16 protein-coding genes and 1 pseudogene are annotated in these 17,558 nt (G+C 57.2%); 8 read left to right on the top strand and 9 right to left on the bottom strand.

Features of this window, described 5'->3' with window-relative positions; translation table 11 throughout:
- The first annotated feature begins 515 nt into the window (after nt 1-515).
- The 3 genes and pseudogenes from CUN63_RS14765 to CUN63_RS32190 all read left to right on the top strand — a co-directional run.
- Nucleotides 516-809: a fructose-bisphosphate aldolase gene (locus CUN63_RS14765; protein WP_129440440.1), complete on the top strand. Its 294-nt coding sequence runs from the start codon at nt 516-518 to the stop codon at nt 807-809.
- A gap of 241 nt (nt 810-1,050) precedes the next feature.
- Entirely contained in the window at nt 1,051-1,542 is a 492-nt protein-coding gene (locus tag CUN63_RS14760; RefSeq protein ID WP_129440438.1) for a hypothetical protein, read from the top strand.
- A 454-nt stretch (nt 1,543-1,996) separates the two neighbouring features.
- A pseudogene (locus CUN63_RS32190) lies at nt 1,997-2,161 on the top strand (transposase); the annotation flags it as partial.
- 954 nt (nt 2,162-3,115) lie between these two features.
- Here the strand turns inward: CUN63_RS32190 and fba are convergent.
- The 6 genes from fba to tkt all read right to left on the bottom strand — a co-directional run bounded on the left by fba (nt 3,116) and on the right by tkt (nt 9,497).
- Complete coding sequence (gene fba, locus CUN63_RS14750; protein ID WP_046045276.1) at nt 3,116-4,180, bottom strand: class II fructose-bisphosphate aldolase; 1,065 nt, start codon at nt 4,178-4,180, stop codon at nt 3,116-3,118.
- Nucleotides 4,181-4,460: 280 nt separating this feature from the next.
- Nucleotides 4,461-4,793, bottom strand: coding sequence for an MliC family protein (locus CUN63_RS14745; RefSeq protein ID WP_129440434.1), 333 nt, complete (start codon nt 4,791-4,793; stop codon nt 4,461-4,463).
- Nucleotides 4,794-4,849: 56 nt separating this feature from the next.
- Complete coding sequence (locus CUN63_RS14740; RefSeq protein ID WP_046045274.1) at nt 4,850-5,071, bottom strand: hypothetical protein; 222 nt, start codon at nt 5,069-5,071, stop codon at nt 4,850-4,852.
- Nucleotides 5,072-5,105: 34 nt separating this feature from the next.
- Complete coding sequence (locus tag CUN63_RS14735; protein WP_129440433.1) at nt 5,106-6,269, bottom strand: phosphoglycerate kinase; 1,164 nt, start codon at nt 6,267-6,269, stop codon at nt 5,106-5,108.
- 12 nt (nt 6,270-6,281) lie between these two features.
- Nucleotides 6,282-7,349 (bottom strand): erythrose-4-phosphate dehydrogenase, encoded by a 1,068-nt coding sequence (epd, locus tag CUN63_RS14730; RefSeq protein WP_129440431.1) that lies wholly within the window; start codon nt 7,347-7,349, stop codon nt 6,282-6,284.
- Between the two features lie 150 nt (nt 7,350-7,499).
- Nucleotides 7,500-9,497, bottom strand: coding sequence for a transketolase (gene tkt / locus CUN63_RS14725; RefSeq protein WP_129440429.1), 1,998 nt, complete (start codon nt 9,495-9,497; stop codon nt 7,500-7,502).
- 260 nt (nt 9,498-9,757) lie between these two features.
- On the opposite strand from tkt, the gene CUN63_RS14720 reads away from it, so the two are divergent.
- From CUN63_RS14720 to CUN63_RS14705, 4 genes are all read left to right on the top strand, one after another.
- Nucleotides 9,758-10,753: a metalloregulator ArsR/SmtB family transcription factor gene (locus CUN63_RS14720; protein ID WP_129440427.1), complete on the top strand. Its 996-nt coding sequence runs from the start codon at nt 9,758-9,760 to the stop codon at nt 10,751-10,753.
- 18 nt (nt 10,754-10,771) lie between these two features.
- Complete coding sequence (gene metK / locus CUN63_RS14715) at nt 10,772-11,962, top strand: methionine adenosyltransferase (protein ID WP_129440425.1); 1,191 nt, start codon at nt 10,772-10,774, stop codon at nt 11,960-11,962.
- A 251-nt stretch (nt 11,963-12,213) separates the two neighbouring features.
- On the top strand, nt 12,214-13,887 hold the full coding sequence (gene ligB, locus CUN63_RS14710; RefSeq protein WP_129440424.1) for an NAD-dependent DNA ligase LigB: 1,674 nt from the start codon (nt 12,214-12,216) through the stop codon (nt 13,885-13,887).
- Between the two features lie 99 nt (nt 13,888-13,986).
- Nucleotides 13,987-14,382 (top strand): DUF1090 domain-containing protein, encoded by a 396-nt coding sequence (locus CUN63_RS14705; protein ID WP_129440422.1) that lies wholly within the window; start codon nt 13,987-13,989, stop codon nt 14,380-14,382.
- A 15-nt stretch (nt 14,383-14,397) separates the two neighbouring features.
- On the opposite strand, the gene CUN63_RS14700 is transcribed toward CUN63_RS14705, so the two are convergent.
- Nucleotides 14,398-14,847: a cytochrome c gene (locus CUN63_RS14700; protein WP_129440420.1), complete on the bottom strand. Its 450-nt coding sequence runs from the start codon at nt 14,845-14,847 to the stop codon at nt 14,398-14,400.
- Between the two features lie 128 nt (nt 14,848-14,975).
- Between CUN63_RS14700 and CUN63_RS14695 the strand changes: the two genes are divergently transcribed.
- Complete coding sequence (locus tag CUN63_RS14695; RefSeq protein ID WP_129440418.1) at nt 14,976-16,148, top strand: murein transglycosylase A; 1,173 nt, start codon at nt 14,976-14,978, stop codon at nt 16,146-16,148.
- Nucleotides 16,149-16,228: 80 nt separating this feature from the next.
- On the opposite strand, the gene CUN63_RS14690 is transcribed toward CUN63_RS14695, so the two are convergent.
- The gene (locus CUN63_RS14690) at nt 16,229-16,612 is read right to left on the bottom strand and encodes an MAPEG family protein (RefSeq protein WP_129440417.1); all 384 of its coding nucleotides are present in this window, start codon (nt 16,610-16,612) and stop codon (nt 16,229-16,231) included.
- A gap of 40 nt (nt 16,613-16,652) precedes the next feature.
- Nucleotides 16,653-17,486 carry an EamA family transporter gene (locus tag CUN63_RS14685; protein ID WP_129440415.1) on the bottom strand — a complete coding sequence of 278 codons (834 nt, stop codon included), beginning with the start codon at nt 17,484-17,486 and terminating at the stop codon, nt 16,653-16,655.
- Nucleotides 17,487-17,558: the final 72 nt, after the last annotated feature.

The raw sequence follows: 17,558 nt of genomic DNA, 5'->3' as shown, positions 1-17,558 counted from the left end.
CGAGCCGAACGCAGCCTCGCAGGCTCGACAGCTGCTACAAAAACCTGGCGTCCGCAAAACTCGTAGGACTCCTCCGACCGTGGCGAGGGAGCTTGCTCCCGCTGGGCTGCGAAGCAGCGCCAAACCCTCCCCCCCAATTTCCTCAGACACATCACATCGGACGGTTCTATTGCCGCTACGCCACCGAATGAGACCAAACCGTCTCGCCAAATGACCGGAAAGGCGTCCTACAGCCCGGTTGCGGCTACCCGAATCGCTGCCTAAAGTTAGCCTGTCGCTGACATCGTTGGCGATAGGGTTTCGCAGCCCTAACGATACGTGTAGTAACCTAGCGCCTCGAAAATCACGGGCGCATCAGCACCCGTCCTCCTTTTTATGGTGGCTGTGTGTGGGAGACCTCCGGGTCTGCCGGGTTCCTCGTATCCCTGGTCTGCGAACCCGCACACAGCTACCACCCAATTCGCTTCGCAGCGAACGGCAGTAGCTCTTCTTTTAGATTCGAGGAAGATTTACTTATGAAAATGAATAATCCGCCCCGCCGCTTCACCCCCATGTCCCAATTCGCCACCGACTACCCCGTCCTCCTCATCGACAGCGACGCCCCGCTACGCGAACTCCACAACTGCGTCAGCGAACGCCTCAACGCCGTCCTCAAATATCTGAACCTCATGGCCTGCACCAGCCTCCCCGACTATGCCGAGAACGACATCAACACCGTCACCAACATCGCCCGGATCATGGTTCAGGATGTGAGCGATGTGTTTCGGGTGATTGAGCAACGTGGGTTTGATGAGCCAATAAATCGCTGAGCCGTTTAAGGGAAAAGGGGACGATTAAATAAACCAGCCCCCTTTTCTTGTCCTTTTCTTTAGTCAACTTTCCTTTTTCACCTATAGCTAAAAGATATAAAAAACTGTCATATTTTACAGGTGACTGTGCTTACCACTCAAACTAATCTCATCTACGAAACACAAAAAACAAAACAAGATACATAAATAAATTCGCCCCTATTACTTTCGATTTTTTTCTACTAATTTGTGGAGGTGTAAAATGGTTGAAAAAACCAAAAATGAAGAAACACGCAACCCGAAGTTCGTTGAAAAAGACGGTTCATACCGAGAAGAAGGGGGAGAGCAGTTCCCCGCCGGCTTTTGGGATGGCGCACCAACTCTCACATATAGCCACCAGCATGTTCGTGTCCCCGAATTGAAGGGCCAGGTTACATATCAATACAAAGTAGAGAATGGCCGACTATATGTAAGAACGCGGCAGTATATGCTAACCACCCGACCGACCAACAAAAATTGGTATAGGGCAAATATAAATATCCTCATTGAAAGCAATACTTCCCAGCGCGTTAACTCACCTGACACCATGAGTCAAGATACACAGTGGCACACCTACGAAACAGAATTAACTGTCAATTTTGCTCGTGAGATTGGCGGGAAAATTTCAGTCGGGATTCATTATGACGGCACTAATAATGACACCAACGAAAGTGACAGCTGGGGACCTAAAGTGGAGTTCATCCGCCGAGAATAAACCGCTTTTATCTGTGGAGTATTCAGTTCCGACTGCCTCCTAGAATGAGTATCTTATGATACATAGTATTTCATGATCGAAAGTTACACCCACAAAAAACCAGCCTCTCCAGACGGTGCGAAAACCTAGTAATCTGCGCAGTGCTCAAAGAAAATGCTCCGTATCGAAAGATACGGAGCATTTTTCGCTATCAATAAATGGCAATGAAATAAAGGGGACGAAATAAAGCGAAATAAAGGGGACAGATCTATTTAATCAACATTCTTTTTCTCGGATCACGCATAAAACAATAGGTAGCAGCCAGCATTAAGTCACCTGTAATAAATGACAGTTTTTAATACATTTTTGCGATAACAGATATAACTTTAAAGAAAAAATGCTGGGAACGGCTTTTCCGCCAGGAACACGTCTATTTGCTGCTACGCTTCCCCTATCACTACAAGGAGGAGGCTATATGCCCAGAATGGGACGTGTTGTGTTACCCAATTATCCGCATCATGTCGTGCAACGCGGCCACAACAAGCAGGTCGTGTTCGCCGAGCCGAGTGACTACAAACGCTACCTCGAAGATCTGCGAGAGCTCAAAACCCTATTCGACGTGAAAGTCTATGCCTTTTGTGAATTGCAGTTGATCAGAGGTGCCCTCCAACACGGCCAACTGACGTGCAATCCTCGATTTATAGACGAAATTGAACAAATCACTGGATTGCGAATATCATGTCGAGCGCGCGGCAGACCTGCGAAACAACTGGAATAGAAGTACTAGGGGACGATTAAATAAATCTGTCCCAGCCTATCCCCTTTTAGCCTCCTTTTAGCTCTCCCTCACTTCCTTCCGCAAAAAACCTGTTTTTCTATAGCAAAAAGATATTAAAAGCTGTCACTTATTACAGGTGACCGTGCACTCTCACAGAACTAGCCTTATCTACGAAACACAAAAAAAGAAGAACAGGGCACATAAATAAATCCACCCTTCTTTCTTCTTTCTTCTTTCTTCTTTCTTCTTTCTTCTTTCTTCTTTCATTTTTGTTATTTTCAACATCACAAGGATATAAATTAGGGGCGCTCTAGTTGGAACTTTTTATGGTGCGCTTGCCGAAAATCACGTCTATTTGACAGTCCATAGCAGTGATGACTATGCAGGTCCGGTTACGCGACCGCCAATATTAATGGAGAAACTGGAACAATCAACGGGACGCAGAACATTGGGGCAAACTCCACAACTATTACGCTCAACGGGACGGTGGGTGAGAATACAGAAAGCTGGACACTTACAACTTCCGACTTTAACGCTCTGAACGGGAGGCGAAACTTCACTGGAGCTACCGGCGTTTGGTATTCTCAACAATTAGGCCTTGGTCGGATTGGGTGAGTGCACAGCATATAACGTAGAGCATGTCAGCCATAAATCTCGGGATAAAAATGTAACCTATTACGAACTTTTTCTAAATTGAGCAAAAACATGTCCGCTACAGGTCACATTCCAACCGTCGGCGCATTTTATGCAAAAACGTTTCGCCCACAAAAAACCCGCCTCGCGGCGGGTTTTTTATGAGACTAAAACACTAAAGTCTTAGTTAACCTTAGCGTTCAACTCACCTTTCAAATAACGCTGATACATCGCTTCCAACGAGATCGGCTTGATCTTCGAAGCATTACCCGCCGTACCAAACGCTTCATAACGGGCGATACACACATCACGCATGGCAGTAACAGTCGCGCCGAAGAATTTACGCGGATCGAATTCACTCGGGTTGGTGGCCATCAGGCGACGCATCGCACCGGTGGACGCCAGGCGCAGGTCGGTGTCGATGTTGACCTTGCGCACGCCGTGCTTGATGCCTTCGACGATTTCTTCAACCGGTACGCCGTAGGTTTCTTTGATGTCGCCGCCGTACTGGTTGATGATCGCCAGCCAGTCTTGCGGAACCGAAGACGAACCGTGCATCACCAGGTGGGTGTTCGGGATGCGTTTGTGGATTTCTTTGATGCGGTCGATGGCCAGCACGTCGCCGGTAGGCGGCTTGGTGAACTTGTAGGCGCCGTGGCTGGTGCCGATGGCGATGGCCAGGGCGTCGACTTGAGTGCGCTTGACGAAGTCGGCGGCTTCTTCCGGGTCGGTCAGCATTTGGCTGTGATCCAGAACGCCTTCGGCACCGATGCCGTCTTCTTCACCGGCCATGCCGGTTTCCAGCGAACCCAGGCAGCCCAGCTCGCCTTCTACCGATACGCCGCAGGCGTGAGCCAGGGCCACGGTTTGTTGGGTGACGCGGATGTTGTAGTCGTAGTCGGTCGGGGTCTTGCCGTCTTCGCCCAGGGAACCGTCCATCATCACCGAGCTGAAGCCCAGTTGGATGGAGCGCTGGCAGACGTCAGGGCTGGTGCCGTGGTCCTGGTGCATGCACACCGGGATGTGCGGGAATTCTTCGATTGCCGCCAGGATCAGGTGACGCAGGAACGGGGCGCCTGCGTATTTGCGAGCACCGGCCGAAGCCTGGACGATCACCGGGGAGTCAGTCTTGTCAGCGGCTTCCATGATGGCGCGCATCTGCTCAAGGTTGTTGACGTTGAAGGCTGGAACGCCGTAGCCGAACTCGGCTGCGTGGTCCAGCATCTGGCGCATGCTGATAAGTGCCATTGTGTGTGTCTCTCCCGGTTGAGGGTCGTTAATCGTGCCAGCCTGCCGTAGCGGCGGCGGCTATTCAAGTTATTGCAGATCGGGGGTTGGCCCGCTCCGCTCATTCGGTGCTGCAAAAATCTGATGTACCCGCACAGATTCATTGTGGGAGTGGGCTTGCTCGCGAATGCGATTTAACATTCAACGTTGATGCAAGCTGACCCGACGCCTTCGCGAGCAAGCCCGCTCCCACATTTGGATCTGCTTCCACATTGGATCTGTGGTGTATCAATTTCGTGTCTTACTGCGCTTTACAACCGCGGCCGATCAAATCATTGGTGGCGACCCAGTACACCAGGCCTTCCTCACCTTTTATGTGAAACGCCAGCATGTCATTGCTGTACAGCGAACCTTCGGCGCCCGGCTCATGTTTCAAGCGGTAGACCTGATCGGCACCGCCCAGGCGAACGTCGACTTCCTTGCGGCTTTCGTCGGTGTAGCGCCAGAGCACTTTGGCCTGACTGTCGCAGGTCCAGGTGATCCAGCTATCCGTCGATTCGGCAGGCTTGAACAGGTTCAAATTAGCGCAACCTGCCAGTAGAGCCAGCGCCGCAACGGCGATAAAACCTTTCATCCATGTTCCTCGACTGACGACGCACGCCGCCAGCCCTGAGTAAAGTGTCAGACCCGTCAAGGGCAACCATGTTCCTTGGCCGGGGTCTGTGTCTCATATTTGTCCAGGCCATCAGGCCCGGAACGCTTGTTGATCACCGGATTGGTTTCCGCCTGCCAGTCGGCCTGGTAGCAGCCTTTGTCCTGTTCAGGCGTCTCGGGTACCTTCGGGGCTTTCGGGTTACTCCCGCAAGCTGCCAGCGATCCCGCGATAATCAACAGCGCTAATGTTTTGACCATCTGAACACTCCTTTGCCTGGTCAAATGGGCGGCCTCAGGCCTTGGCCCGGCTTTCCAGGACTTCAACGGCTGGCAGAACCTTGCCTTCGACGAATTCGAGGAACGCGCCGCCACCGGTAGAAATGTAGGAGATCTGATCAGCAACGCCATATTTATCGATAGCGGCCAGGGTGTCGCCGCCGCCAGCAATGGAGAATGCCGAGCTGTCTGCGATGGCCTGGGCCAGGACTTTGGTGCCGTTACCGAACTGGTCGAATTCGAACACGCCCACCGGGCCGTTCCACAGAATGGTTTGGGACGACTTCAGCAGCTCGGCGAAATTCGCCGCGGTCTGTGGGCCGATGTCCAGAATCATGTCGTCTGCGGCCACATCAGCGATCAGTTTGACGGTAGCGGTGGCGCTTTCAGCGAATTCCTTGGCAACCACGACGTCGACCGGCAGCGGCACGCTGACCTTGGCGGCGATGGCGCGAGCGGTGTCCAGCAGGTCCGGCTCGTACAGGGACTTGCCGACCGGGTGACCGGCAGCGGCCAGGAAGGTGTTGGCAATGCCGCCGCCGACGATCAGCTGGTTGCAGATCTGGCTCAGGCTGTTCAGCACGTCGAGTTTGGTCGAGACCTTGGAGCCGGCAACGATGGCAGCCATGGGTTGAGCCGGGGCGCCGAGGGCTTTGCCCAGTGCATCCAGTTCGGCGGCCAGCAACGGGCCAGCGGCAGCGACTTTGGCGAACTTGGCCACGCCGTGGGTCGAACCCTCCGCACGGTGAGCGGTGCCGAAGGCGTCCATCACGAACACGTCGCACAGGGCAGCGTATTGCTGGGCCAGTTCGTCGGCGTTCTTTTTCTCGCCTTTGTTGAAGCGCACGTTTTCGAACAGCACGATGTCGCCGGCCTTCACGTCAACGCCGCCCAGGTAATCGGCCACCAGCGGCACTTCACGGCCCAGGGCCTTGCTCAGGTAATCAGCGACTGGCTTGAGGCTGTTCTCGGCCGAGAACTCGCCTTCGGTCGGACGGCCAAGGTGCGAGCAGACCATCACGGCCGCGCCTTTTTCCAGGGCCAGCTTGATGGTCGGCAGCGAGGCCAGGATTCGCGCATCGCTGGTGACAACACCGTCCTTGACTGGGACGTTGAGGTCTTCGCGGATCAGTACGCGCTTACCTTGCAGATCGAGGTCGGTCATCTTCAACACGGTCATGGGTCGCATTTCCTACTGTTTTGGAGAGCAGTGTTTTGGAGAGCCAGCTGATTGCAGATAGTGTTCCGCAACATCCAGCATTCGGTTGGCAAACCCCCATTCGTTGTCGAACCAGGCCAGAATGTTCACCAGCCGTGGGCCGGAAACTCGGGTCTGACTGGCATCGACGATGGCCGAATGTGGGTCATGATTAAAATCACAACTGGCGTGAGGCAACTCGGTGTAGGCCAGAAGGCCTTTGAGCGGGCCGCTGGTGGCGGCCTCGCGCAAAATCCGGTTGACCTCGGTGGCGTCGGTGTCGCTCACGGTCTGCATCGTAATGTCGAGGCAAGACACGTTAACCGTCGGCACCCGCACGGCTTTGGCCTGAATTCTCCCGGCAAGTTCCGGTAACAGCCGTTCGATGCCACGCGCCAGACCAGTGGACACCGGAATCACCGACTGAAACGCCGAACGGGTGCGCCGCAAGTCTTCGTGGTGATAGGCGTCAATCACCGGCTGATCGTTCATCGCCGAGTGAATGGTGGTGATCGACACGTATTCCAGACCAATGGCCTGATCCAGCAGGCGCAACAGCGGCACGCCGCAGTTGGTGGTGCAGGACGCGTTGGACACCAGCAGCTCGTCGCCGGTCAGGCAATCCTGGTTCACGCCGTAGACGATGGTGGCGTCGACATCCGCCTCGCTGGCCATCGGCTGGGAAAACAGCACACGCGGTGCGCCAGCATCGAGAAAACGCTGGCCGTCGACCCGAGTGTGGTAAGCGCCGGAGCACTCCAGCACCAGATCGACGCCCAGCGACGCCCAATCGATGCCTTCGGGGGTGGCACTGCGCAGGACCTTCACGCAGTCGCCATTGATATGCAGACAATCGCCCTCGACCTTCACTTCCCCGGGAAAACGCCCGTGAGTGGAGTCGAAGCGTGTCAGGTATTCGATGCTGGCCATGTCAGCCAGATCGTTGATCGCAACAATTTCAAACCCGGCCTTATCGCCTCGCTCAAACAACGCACGCAAGACGCAACGACCAATCCGGCCGTAGCCGTTGAGTGCAACTTTGTAAGGACGCGGTTGAGGCATGGGGTTCTCGATTACCGTGGTGAATCCGTTATTGCAGTGTTGGTCGGACCGACGCCTTCGCGAGCAAGCCCGCTCCCACAGGAGAATGCATTCCAATGTGGGAGCGGGCTTGCTCGCGAAAGCGGCAGTCCAGACAAAGCAACTTCTGGATCAGTCTTCCAGCAGCTCTTCAGCCTGACCCAGGATGTTTTCCAGGGTGAAGCCGAACTCTTCGAACAAGGCAGGCGCAGGCGCCGACTCGCCGTAGGTGGTCATGCCGATCACGCGGCCTTCCAGGCCCACGTACTTGTACCAATAGTCCGCGTGGGCGGCTTCGATGGCGATACGGGCACTGACCTGCAACGGCAGAACTGCTTGCTTGTAACCGGCGTCCTGAGCATCGAACACGCTGGTGCAAGGCATCGAAACAACACGCACCTTACGACCTTGTTCGGTCAGCTTGTCGTAGGCCTGAACCGCCAGACCGACTTCGGAACCGGTGGAGATCAGGATCAGCTCAGGTTCGCCGTCGCAATCCTTCAACACGTAACCGCCACGGGCGATGTCGGCGATCTGGAACGCATTACGAGTTTGGTGCTGCAGGTTCTGACGCGAGAAGATCAGCGCCGAAGGGCCGTCCTTGCGTTCCAGAGCCAGTTTCCAGCACACCGCCGATTCAACGGCATCGGCTGGGCGCCAGGTGTCGAGGTTCGGCGTGCTGCGCAAGCTGGTCAGTTGCTCGATCGGCTGGTGAGTCGGACCGTCTTCGCCCAGACCGATGGAGTCGTGGGTGTAGACGAACACGACACGCTGCTTCATCAGCGAGGCCATGCGCACGGCGTTGCGGGCATATTCCATGAACATCAGGAAGGTCGCGCCGTAAGGCACCAGACCGCCATGCAAGGCCACGCCGTTCATGATCGCGCTCATGCCGAACTCGCGAACGCCGTAGTACATGTAGTTGCCGCTGGCGTCTTCAGCCGAAACACCTTTGCAACCTTTCCACAGGGTCAGGTTGGAACCGGCCAGGTCAGCGGAGCCGCCCAGTAGTTCAGGCAACAGCGGGCCGTAGGCATTCAATGCGTTCTGGCTGGCTTTACGGCTGGCGATGGTTTCGCCTTTGGCAGCGACTTCAGCAATATAAGCAGAGGCTTTTTCAGCGAAGTCTTCCGGCAGTTCGCCGCTCAGACGACGAATCAGCTCGTTGGCCAACTCAGGGAAGGCAGCAGAGTAGGCAGCGAAACGCTGATCCCATTCGGCTTCGGCCGCGCGACCGGTTTCCTTGGCGTCCCACTCGGCGTAGATGTCGGCCGGGATTTCGAACGGACCGTGGTTCCATTTCAGTGCAGCACGAGTCAGAGCGATTTCCGCGTCACCCAGTGGGGCGCCGTGGCAGTCTTCCTTGCCTTGCTTGTTCGGTGAACCGAAACCGATGGTGGTCTTGCAGCAGATCAGGGTTGGCTGATCGCTTTTGCGCGCAGTTTCGATCGCGATCTTGATCTCTTCAGGGTCGTGACCGTCAACGTTGCGGATGACCTGCCAGTTGTAGGCTTCGAAGCGCTTCGGCGTGTCGTCGGTGAACCAGCCTTCGACTTCGCCGTCGATGGAAATGCCGTTGTCGTCGTAGAAGGCGATCAGTTTGCCCAGGCCCAAAGTACCGGCCAGGGAGCCGACTTCGTGGGAAATGCCTTCCATCATGCAGCCATCACCCAGGAACACGTAGGTGTGGTGATCGACAACATTGTGGCCCGGACGGTTGAACTGCGCCGCCAGGACTTTTTCTGCCAGGGCAAAACCAACGGCGTTGGCCAGGCCTTGGCCCAGTGGACCGGTGGTGGTTTCAACGCCTGGGGTGTAGCCCAATTCCGGGTGACCCGGGGTGCGGCTGTGCAGTTGGCGGAAGTTCTTCAGGTCTTCGATCGACAGATCGTAGCCGGTCAGGTGCAGCAGCGAGTAGATCAACATCGAGCCGTGACCGTTGGACAGCACGAAGCGGTCACGGTCGGCGAACGATGGATTGCTCGGGTTGTGCTTCAGGTAGTCACGCCAAAGTACTTCGGCGATATCCGCCATACCCATAGGGGCACCGGGATGGCCGCTGTTGGCTTTTTGCACGGCATCCATGCTGAGGGCACGAATGGCGTTGGCACGCTCACGACGGCTGGGCATCGCTGTTCTCCTGGGGGCTGAATAAAACGAAACGGAAAAAAGGCGAGCATTTTCCCTCACCCACCCGCCTCGGGGCAATGACAGATAGTCATCTGAAGGCGTTTTTCCGGTGGATAAAGTCGCATTCGCCTGATGAAACCTTTCCGCTGACGATTTGTAGAGTGACCCTTTCCCCGAGAAGTGCCATCTATCGAGCAATATCAAAACTTTTTGATATTGCTCTTGCGGTGTTTTCTGACCGTCACTAGACTGCTGGCCTTATGAATTTACGTGTGCCTTCCATTCGACATGACGATTGCGATGAGCTGGCGGCCCTGTGCAAGGCCGGCGGCGATCCTCTGCGGCTGAATGTATTGCGCGCGCTGGCCAACGATTCGTTTGGCGTACTGGAGCTGGCGCAGATCTTTGGCATCGGCCAGTCCGGCATGAGTCATCACCTCAAGGTATTGGCCCAGGCCGATCTGGTGGCGACGCGCCGTGAAGGCAACGCGATTTTCTACCGTCGCGCCCTGCCCCACACCGACCTGCTGGGCGGCAAGCTGCATGCCGCGCTACTGGAAGAAGTGGACAACCTGCCCCTGCCTGCCGATGTGCAGTCGCGGATCGGTCAGGTCCATGGGCAACGAGCGGCGGCCAGCCAGGACTTTTTCTCACGGGTCGCGGAGAAGTTTCGCGCCCAGCAAGACTTGATCGCCGGTCTGCCGCAATACCGCGAAAGCGTGGTGGCATTGCTCGACAAGCTGAGTTTCAGCGAAGGCGCCACGGCCATCGAAGTCGGCCCCGGAGATGGCGCATTTTTGCCGGAACTGGCGCGCCGCTTTACACAGGTCACGGCGCTGGACAACAGCCCGGCGATGCTCGAACTGGCGCGCCAGGTTTGCGAACGTGAAACGCTGGCTAACGTCAGCCTGCAATTGGCCGATGCATTGAACGGTGTCCGCCTCAAGGCTGACTGCGTTGTACTGAACATGGTGCTGCACCATTTCGCTGCGCCGGCCGAAGCTCTCAAGCACATGGCCAACTTGCTGCAACCGGGCGGTAGCCTGCTCGTGACAGAGTTATGTAGCCACAACCAGAGTTGGGCCAGGGAGGCCTGCGGTGATCTCTGGTTGGGGTTTGAACAGGACGATTTGGCCCGTTGGGCCACCGCTGCGGGACTCGTTCCCGGGGAAAGCCTCTATGTAGGCTTACGTAATGGTTTCCAGATCCAGGTCCGCCATTTTCAGCGACCGGCTGGCGACACTCACCATCGGTAAATTCAGGAAAAAATCGAGATGAGCGAATACTCCCTCTTCACCTCCGAGTCCGTGTCCGAAGGGCATCCGGACAAAATCGCCGACCAGATTTCCGATGCTGTGCTGGACGCCATCATTGCTGAAGACAAGTTCGCCCGTGTCGCGGTCGAGACCCTGGTAAAAACCGGCGTTGCAATCATCGCAGGTGAAGTCACCACGTCGGCCTGGGTCGACCTGGAAGAGATCGTGCGTAACGTCATTCTGGACATCGGCTACAACAGCTCCGATGTCGGCTTCGACGGCGCCACTTGCGGCGTGATGAACATCATTGGCAAGCAGTCCCCTGACATCAACCAGGGTGTCGACCGTGCCAAGCCTGAAGATCAGGGCGCCGGCGACCAGGGCCTGATGTTCGGCTATGCCAGCAACGAAACCGACGTGCTGATGCCAGCACCGATCACCTTCTCGCACCAGCTGGTTCAGCGTCAGGCCGAAGCCCGTAAATCCGGCCTGCTGCCTTGGCTGCGCCCGGACGCCAAGTCGCAAGTGACTTGCCGTTACGAAGGCGGCAAAGTTGTCGGTATCGACGCCGTTGTACTGTCGACTCAGCACAACCCTGACGTGTCCTACAAAGACCTGCGCGAAGGCGTGATGGAGCTGATCGTCAAGCACGTACTGCCTGCCGAACTGCTGTCCAAAGACACCCAGTTCCACATCAACCCGACTGGCCAGTTCATCATCGGTGGCCCGGTAGGCGACTGCGGTCTGACCGGTCGCAAGATCATCGTTGACAGCTACGGCGGCATGGCCCGTCACGGTGGCGGCGCGTTCTCCGGTAAAGATCCATCGAAGGTTGACCGTTCGGCCGCCTACGCGGGTCGTTACGTGGCTAAAAACATCGTGGCGGCCGGCCTGGCTGAGCGTTGCGAGATTCAGGTTTCCTACGCGATCGGTGTTGCTCAGCCGACGTCGATCTCGTTGAACACCTTCGGCACCGGCAAGATCAGCGACGACAAAATCGTCAAACTGGTTCGCGAAGTGTTCGACCTGCGTCCATACGCAATCACCACCATGCTCGACCTGCTGCACCCGATGTACCAGGAAACCGCTGCGTACGGCCACTTCGGTCGCACCCCGACAACCAAGACTGTGGGCGAAGACACTTTCACCACCTTCACCTGGGAAAAGACCGACCGCGCCGATACCTTGCGCGCGGCTGCCGGCCTGTAAGACTTCCCCGGCGGTACCAAAAGCCCTGCACGGTTCGCCGTGCGGGGCTTTTTATTGCGCGAAAATCGAAAGATCGCAGCCTTGTTTCATTCGACAGCTCCTACAGGGATTTGTGTAGGAGCTGTCGAGTGAAACGAGGCTGCGATCTCTTGATCTTCCTGTCTCTCGAAACACACCGAAAAACATCCTCGCTACCGACGCCCGAAAGCTGACTAGCCTTGAAAGCATTCTCCTGAGCAAGGACGCTCACAATGCTTCTGCGCCTGTTTTTCTGTTTTTTCCTGACCTTTCTTTGCCTGAGTTCAAACGCTGGCGAGTGCCCCGACTGGCCACCCGCACGCGCCCTGGACGAAATCACGTCACTGCAGAAACAAATCGACCTCTGGGACGACCACTATCACCGCAACGGACGCTCACTGGTCCCCGACGAAATCTATGATCAATCCCGTGCGAGACTGATCGAATGGCGGAAATGTTTTGACCTGGGTTTGGCGCCCGAACCTTTGCGCACCGCCGGCGGCACGATCCCCCACCCCATCGCCCACACTGGCCTGGAAAAACTCCGTGATGGTCGCGCGGTAGAGGACTGGCTGCGCGATCGAAACGATATCTGGGTACAACCCAAGGTCGACGGTGTAGCGGTGACGCTGATCTATCGCAATGGCTTGCTGCATCAGGCGATCAGTCGCGGTGACGGTGTCAACGGCCAGGACTGGACCACCTCGGCGCGCCAGATCGCCGCCATTCCTCAAGCGCTGCCACAACCGCTGGAGCTGCTGGTGCAAGGCGAACTCTACTGGCGCCTGACTGACCACATACAAGCCCGGGCTGGCAGCCTCAATGCCCGCGCCACGGTGGCCGGATTAATGGCACGCAAAGAGCTGAACGCCGATCAGGCCGGTGGTATAGGGTTGTTTGTCTGGGACTGGCCTCAGGGCCCGGCTACTTTGCCCGCTCGCGTGGCGGCCCTGGACGAACTGGGTTTCCCGAGCACCGCACCGTACAGCCAGCCGATCAAGGCATTTGCCGACGCTGAACGCTGGCGCGATCACTGGTATCGCGCGCCCTTGCCTTTCGCCAGCGATGGTATCGTTTTGCGTCAGAGCCAACGTCCACCGGCCGAGCGCCGACAGGCCCGGCCTCCCCACTGGAGCGTTGCCTGGAAGTATCCGTTTGCTCAAGCGCTGGCCGAAGTGCGCAAGGTCAACTTCAAGATTGGGCGAACCGGGCGGATCACCCCGGTACTTGAACTGACACCTGTGAAACTCGATGACCGACAAATCAAGCGCGTGAGCGTCAGCTCCCTGCGACGCTGGGAAGAACTGGACATCCGCCCCGGCGATCAGGTGTCCATCAGCCTGGCAGGCCTGACCATTCCAAGGTTAGACGGTGTCATGCTGCGCAGCACTCAACGCACTGAATTGAGCGTACCGCTGGCGGACGACTTTCATCATTTGAGTTGCTGGCAGCCGACACCGGGGTGCGAAAGCCAATTCCTCGCCCGACTGACCTGGCTCAGCGGCAAGCAGGGACTGGCGTTGCCGCATGTCGGTCCTGGCACTTGGGAGAAACTTTTAGAAACAGGCCGCCTGAAAGGCCTGCTGGATTGGTTGACCCTCGATGCTCAAGAGCTTGCTAACATTGACGGCTTCGGCGAACGCAGCAGCGCTCGTCTTTTGAACAGTTTCAACAGTGCCCGGCAACGCCCTTTCACTCGCTGGCTCAAAGCCCTGGGTTTACCGCCGACCGGCCAGGCGCGGCTTGCCGATTCATGGCAGGAACTGGCACAACGAAACACCGAACAATGGCAGGCAGAAGCCGGCATCGGCCCGGGACGCGCAGCGCAATTGAGCGCATTTTTCCGCGACCCGCAGGTCCTGGCCTTGAGTGAAACATTACGTATTGCGGGGATTGACGGTTTTTAACGGCCGGCGATGTCCGCCAACCCGGGAACCCAATGGTGCCGCTGGGCTCAAACTCCCCATCGCCACATCGACCCGATCGCTTTTTCACATGGAGCCTTTATGAAACTTCTTTCACCGCTCGCCCTGTTGACCCTTTGCAGCGTGCTGGCCGCTCCACTAATGGCCGCCGAAGAAGCTCCGGGCCTGACCGGCTGCGCCGCAAAGAAGCAGGGCATCATCAACCAGATTGAACTGGCCAAGTCCCACGGCAACGCCGATCAGCAGGCAGGCCTTGAAACGGCCCTGAGTGAAGTCACTGCTCAATGCACAGATGCTTCCCTGAAGAAAGAACGGGAAAACAAGGTGCTCGACGCCAAGCACGAAGTCAGCCAGCGTCAGGCTGACCTCGACAAGGCCATGAAGAAAGGCGACGCCGAGAAAATCAACAAGCACAAAGACAAACTCGCCGAGTCCCGCAAGGAACTGCAGGACGCACTCGATGAGCTGGATAAGTAAGGATCAGCTCAGGACTCAATGACCCCGAAACTCTTTATGGCAGGCACTGCAGGCATCTTCGACCTTCTGCACGGCCGGCCCCAGGTTACTGGCCTTGTAAGGCTGGACCTTGCTGGCAATCACCAATTCACCGGTGGCGACTTCAAGGGTGCGGGCCATGTCCTGGAAGTGTTCCTGTTTCTGCCATACATCGCTCTTGGCACTGGTGTGATCTTCTTCGCGCACCTGCGGAAAATGTTTCCAGGGTTCACGGGACAACGCATCGAGCTTCACGGCACCGTCAGCGAATTTCGGGCCGTCGAACGGGATGCGACCACGCAACATGCCGCCCAGGTCTTCGCCGGTCTTGAGCATTTGCTTGAAGATCGCCTTGCGCTGGCCCAGCGGCGAGTTGGGATCGACACCACCGCAGGCAGACAACGTCAGGCAGGCCAGCAATACAACAGAAAGTCTTTTAAGAGTCATGGTGGCTTCAGGTCACGGGAAACGGCGGCCAGTATCCTCGCGTCATCGGCAAAGACCAATAGCCCTATTATCAATACGGGTTGTTTGAGCGCATGGAGCACTCAGGCAACCGACAAAGGAATTACTCCATGAACAGCCGTTTCAAGGCATGGCGTCACAACCTCGCCTGGACACTTCCGATGGTGGCCGTGCTTGCGGGCTGCACCGGTGGCGACAACAACCAACCGAAAACCCACGCCCTGGCCACCTACTCCAGCGCCACGTGGGAAGCACTTCCGACGGTGTCCGACAACGACCTGGTCGCCGGCTTCGGTTCGTGGCGCAGCGCCTGTACCCGACTCAAAGCCGACCCGGTGTGGGGCTCGACCTGCGCGGCTGCCGCCAACGTGCCGCAATCCGCCAGCGACATTCGTGGCTTCCTCAAGCAGAACCTCGACGTCTACGGCCTGCGCGCCGCCAATGACAATCCCAACGGCTTGATCACCGGCTATTACGAGCCGGTCTACCCCGGCAGCCTGACCCAGACCGAAGTGGCGAACATCCCGGTGTACGGTGTGCCTGAGGACATGATCATCGTCTCTCTGGACAGCATTTATCCGGAACTCAAAGGCAAACGCCTGCGCGGACGACTCGAAGGTCGCGTACTCAAGCCTTACGACGATGCGGCCACCATTGAAACCCAAGGGGTCAAGGCGCCTGTCGTTGCCTGGCTGACCGACCCGATGAACCTGCAATTCCTGCAAATCCAGGGTTCAGGTCGTATCCAGCTCGATGACGGCCGCCAGTTGCGCATTGCGTATGCCGATCAGAACGGTCACCCGTATCGACCGATCGGCCGCTGGCTGGTGGACCAGGGCGAGCTGAAAAAAGAAGAAGTGACCATGGGCGCCATCAGCAATTGGGCCAAGGCCAATCCGACGCGCATTCCGGAACTGCTGGGCAGCAACCCTAGCTACGTGTTCTTCACCCGCAACCCGGACAGCAACGAAGGGCCTCGCGGCTCGCTGAACGTTCCGCTGACCGCAGGCTATAGCGCGGCGGTGGATCGCAAAGTGATTCCGCTGGGCAGTCTGTTGTGGTTGTCGACCACTAAACCGGACGGTACCGCACTGGTACGCCCGGTAGCCGCTCAGGACACCGGCGGCGCAATTGCCGGCGAAGTCCGTGCAGACCTGTTCTGGGGCACGGGCGAGGCGGCCGGGCAATTGGCGGGAGACATGAAACAGCAGGGGCAAATCTGGATGCTCTGGCCTAAAGGTGCAGCCCTGCCTCAAGTGCCTCAGGTGACCGACAAGCTTTAAAGTCAAAAGATCGCAGGCTCGCCGCAAAATCGCGGATGAGCGTAGGAGCTGGCGAAGCCTGCGATCTCTTGATCTTGCTCTTAAACAGAAACCACAAAGAAACTGACGATCAACCCCATCCCCACCAACCACATCAGCGATCGCAAAATCGCCCAGTCCGCCAAGTAGCAAATGATGTACAGCAGCCGACTGGTGATGAACAACACCGACAGCACATTGATCGTCACCAGTTCGGCATTGCCGGCCAAGTGGGCAACGATCACCGCCGCCGCGAACGCGGGAGTCACTTCAAAACTGTTCAGATGCGCCGCATACGCACGTCGGCCAAAACCATTCAGTGACTCGAGAAAGTCACGGGGGTCATGGTTGTCTTTCGGCCTGAACCCGCCACTGACCCTGGCGATGCCCGTGCAGATATAGGGCAGGAAAATCGCGATCAAAATGCACCACAGAGCAACCGTCATAACGCAATCCCTTCTTCAAGTTTCAAGAGTCGAGTTCCAGTCAAAACTTCATCACCAGCATACCGGTCAGCACCAGCCCACAGGCTAAGAGCCGTGGCCTGCCGAAAGGTTCTTTCAGGTAACGCATGCCGAACAGCACCACCAGGATCACGCTGATCTCGCGCAATGCCGCCGCTTCGGCAATCGAGCCCAGCTGCATGGCCCACAGCACCAGAGCGTAGCTGAACAACACGCAAAACCCGACCGCCAACCCCAGTCGCCACTGTTCACGCCAGAACAACATGAAGGCCGGTCGCTTACGCACCAGCGCCAGTAACGGGAACGGCCAGGCGCTGAGCAGCGTGACCCACACCAGGTAATCCAGCGGATGCGACCAGCGCCGCAACGCCTGGCCATCGATGAAGGTGTAGCAGCCGATGCACAGGCCGATCAACGCCACCACCGGCAGCATCGACCACGGCAATCGCGCACCGCCGCCGCCTTGCCAGAGCAGGCACAGCATGCCGAACGGGATCAGCAGAATCCCGAAGATCTGCTGGTTCGTCAGCACTTCCCCGGCAAAAATCAGCGTCAGTGCCAGCACCACCAGCGGCGACAAGCCACGCATCAGTGGGTAGACCAACCCGAGGTCGCCGACCCGGTACGCCTGGATCAACAAGTAGCGATAGAGCAATTCAAACGCCGCCGACGCCAGAATCCACGGCCAGATGTCCAGGGGTGGCAACGCCACGAACGGCAGCATCAGTGCGACAAACAGCATTGCAACGCTGTCCATGCAGGCCACCACCAGCAGCCGTTCCGCACTGAATTTGATCAGGGTATTCCACGCCGCGTGCAACAGCGCCGCTACCAACACCAGTGCTGTTGCAAGCACGGCACCCTCCTTATTATTTGCCCGCCCCCCCCTGCAGGAGCTGCCGAAGGCTGCGATCTTTTGATCTTAAAA

The organism is Pseudomonas sp. ACM7 (genome assembly GCF_004136015.1).
GTDB classification, from domain to species: Bacteria; Pseudomonadota; Gammaproteobacteria; order Pseudomonadales; family Pseudomonadaceae; genus Aquipseudomonas; species Aquipseudomonas frigoris.
The sequence above is the reverse complement of the archived record's forward strand: the minus strand, read 5'-3'. Positions and strand labels throughout refer to the sequence as shown.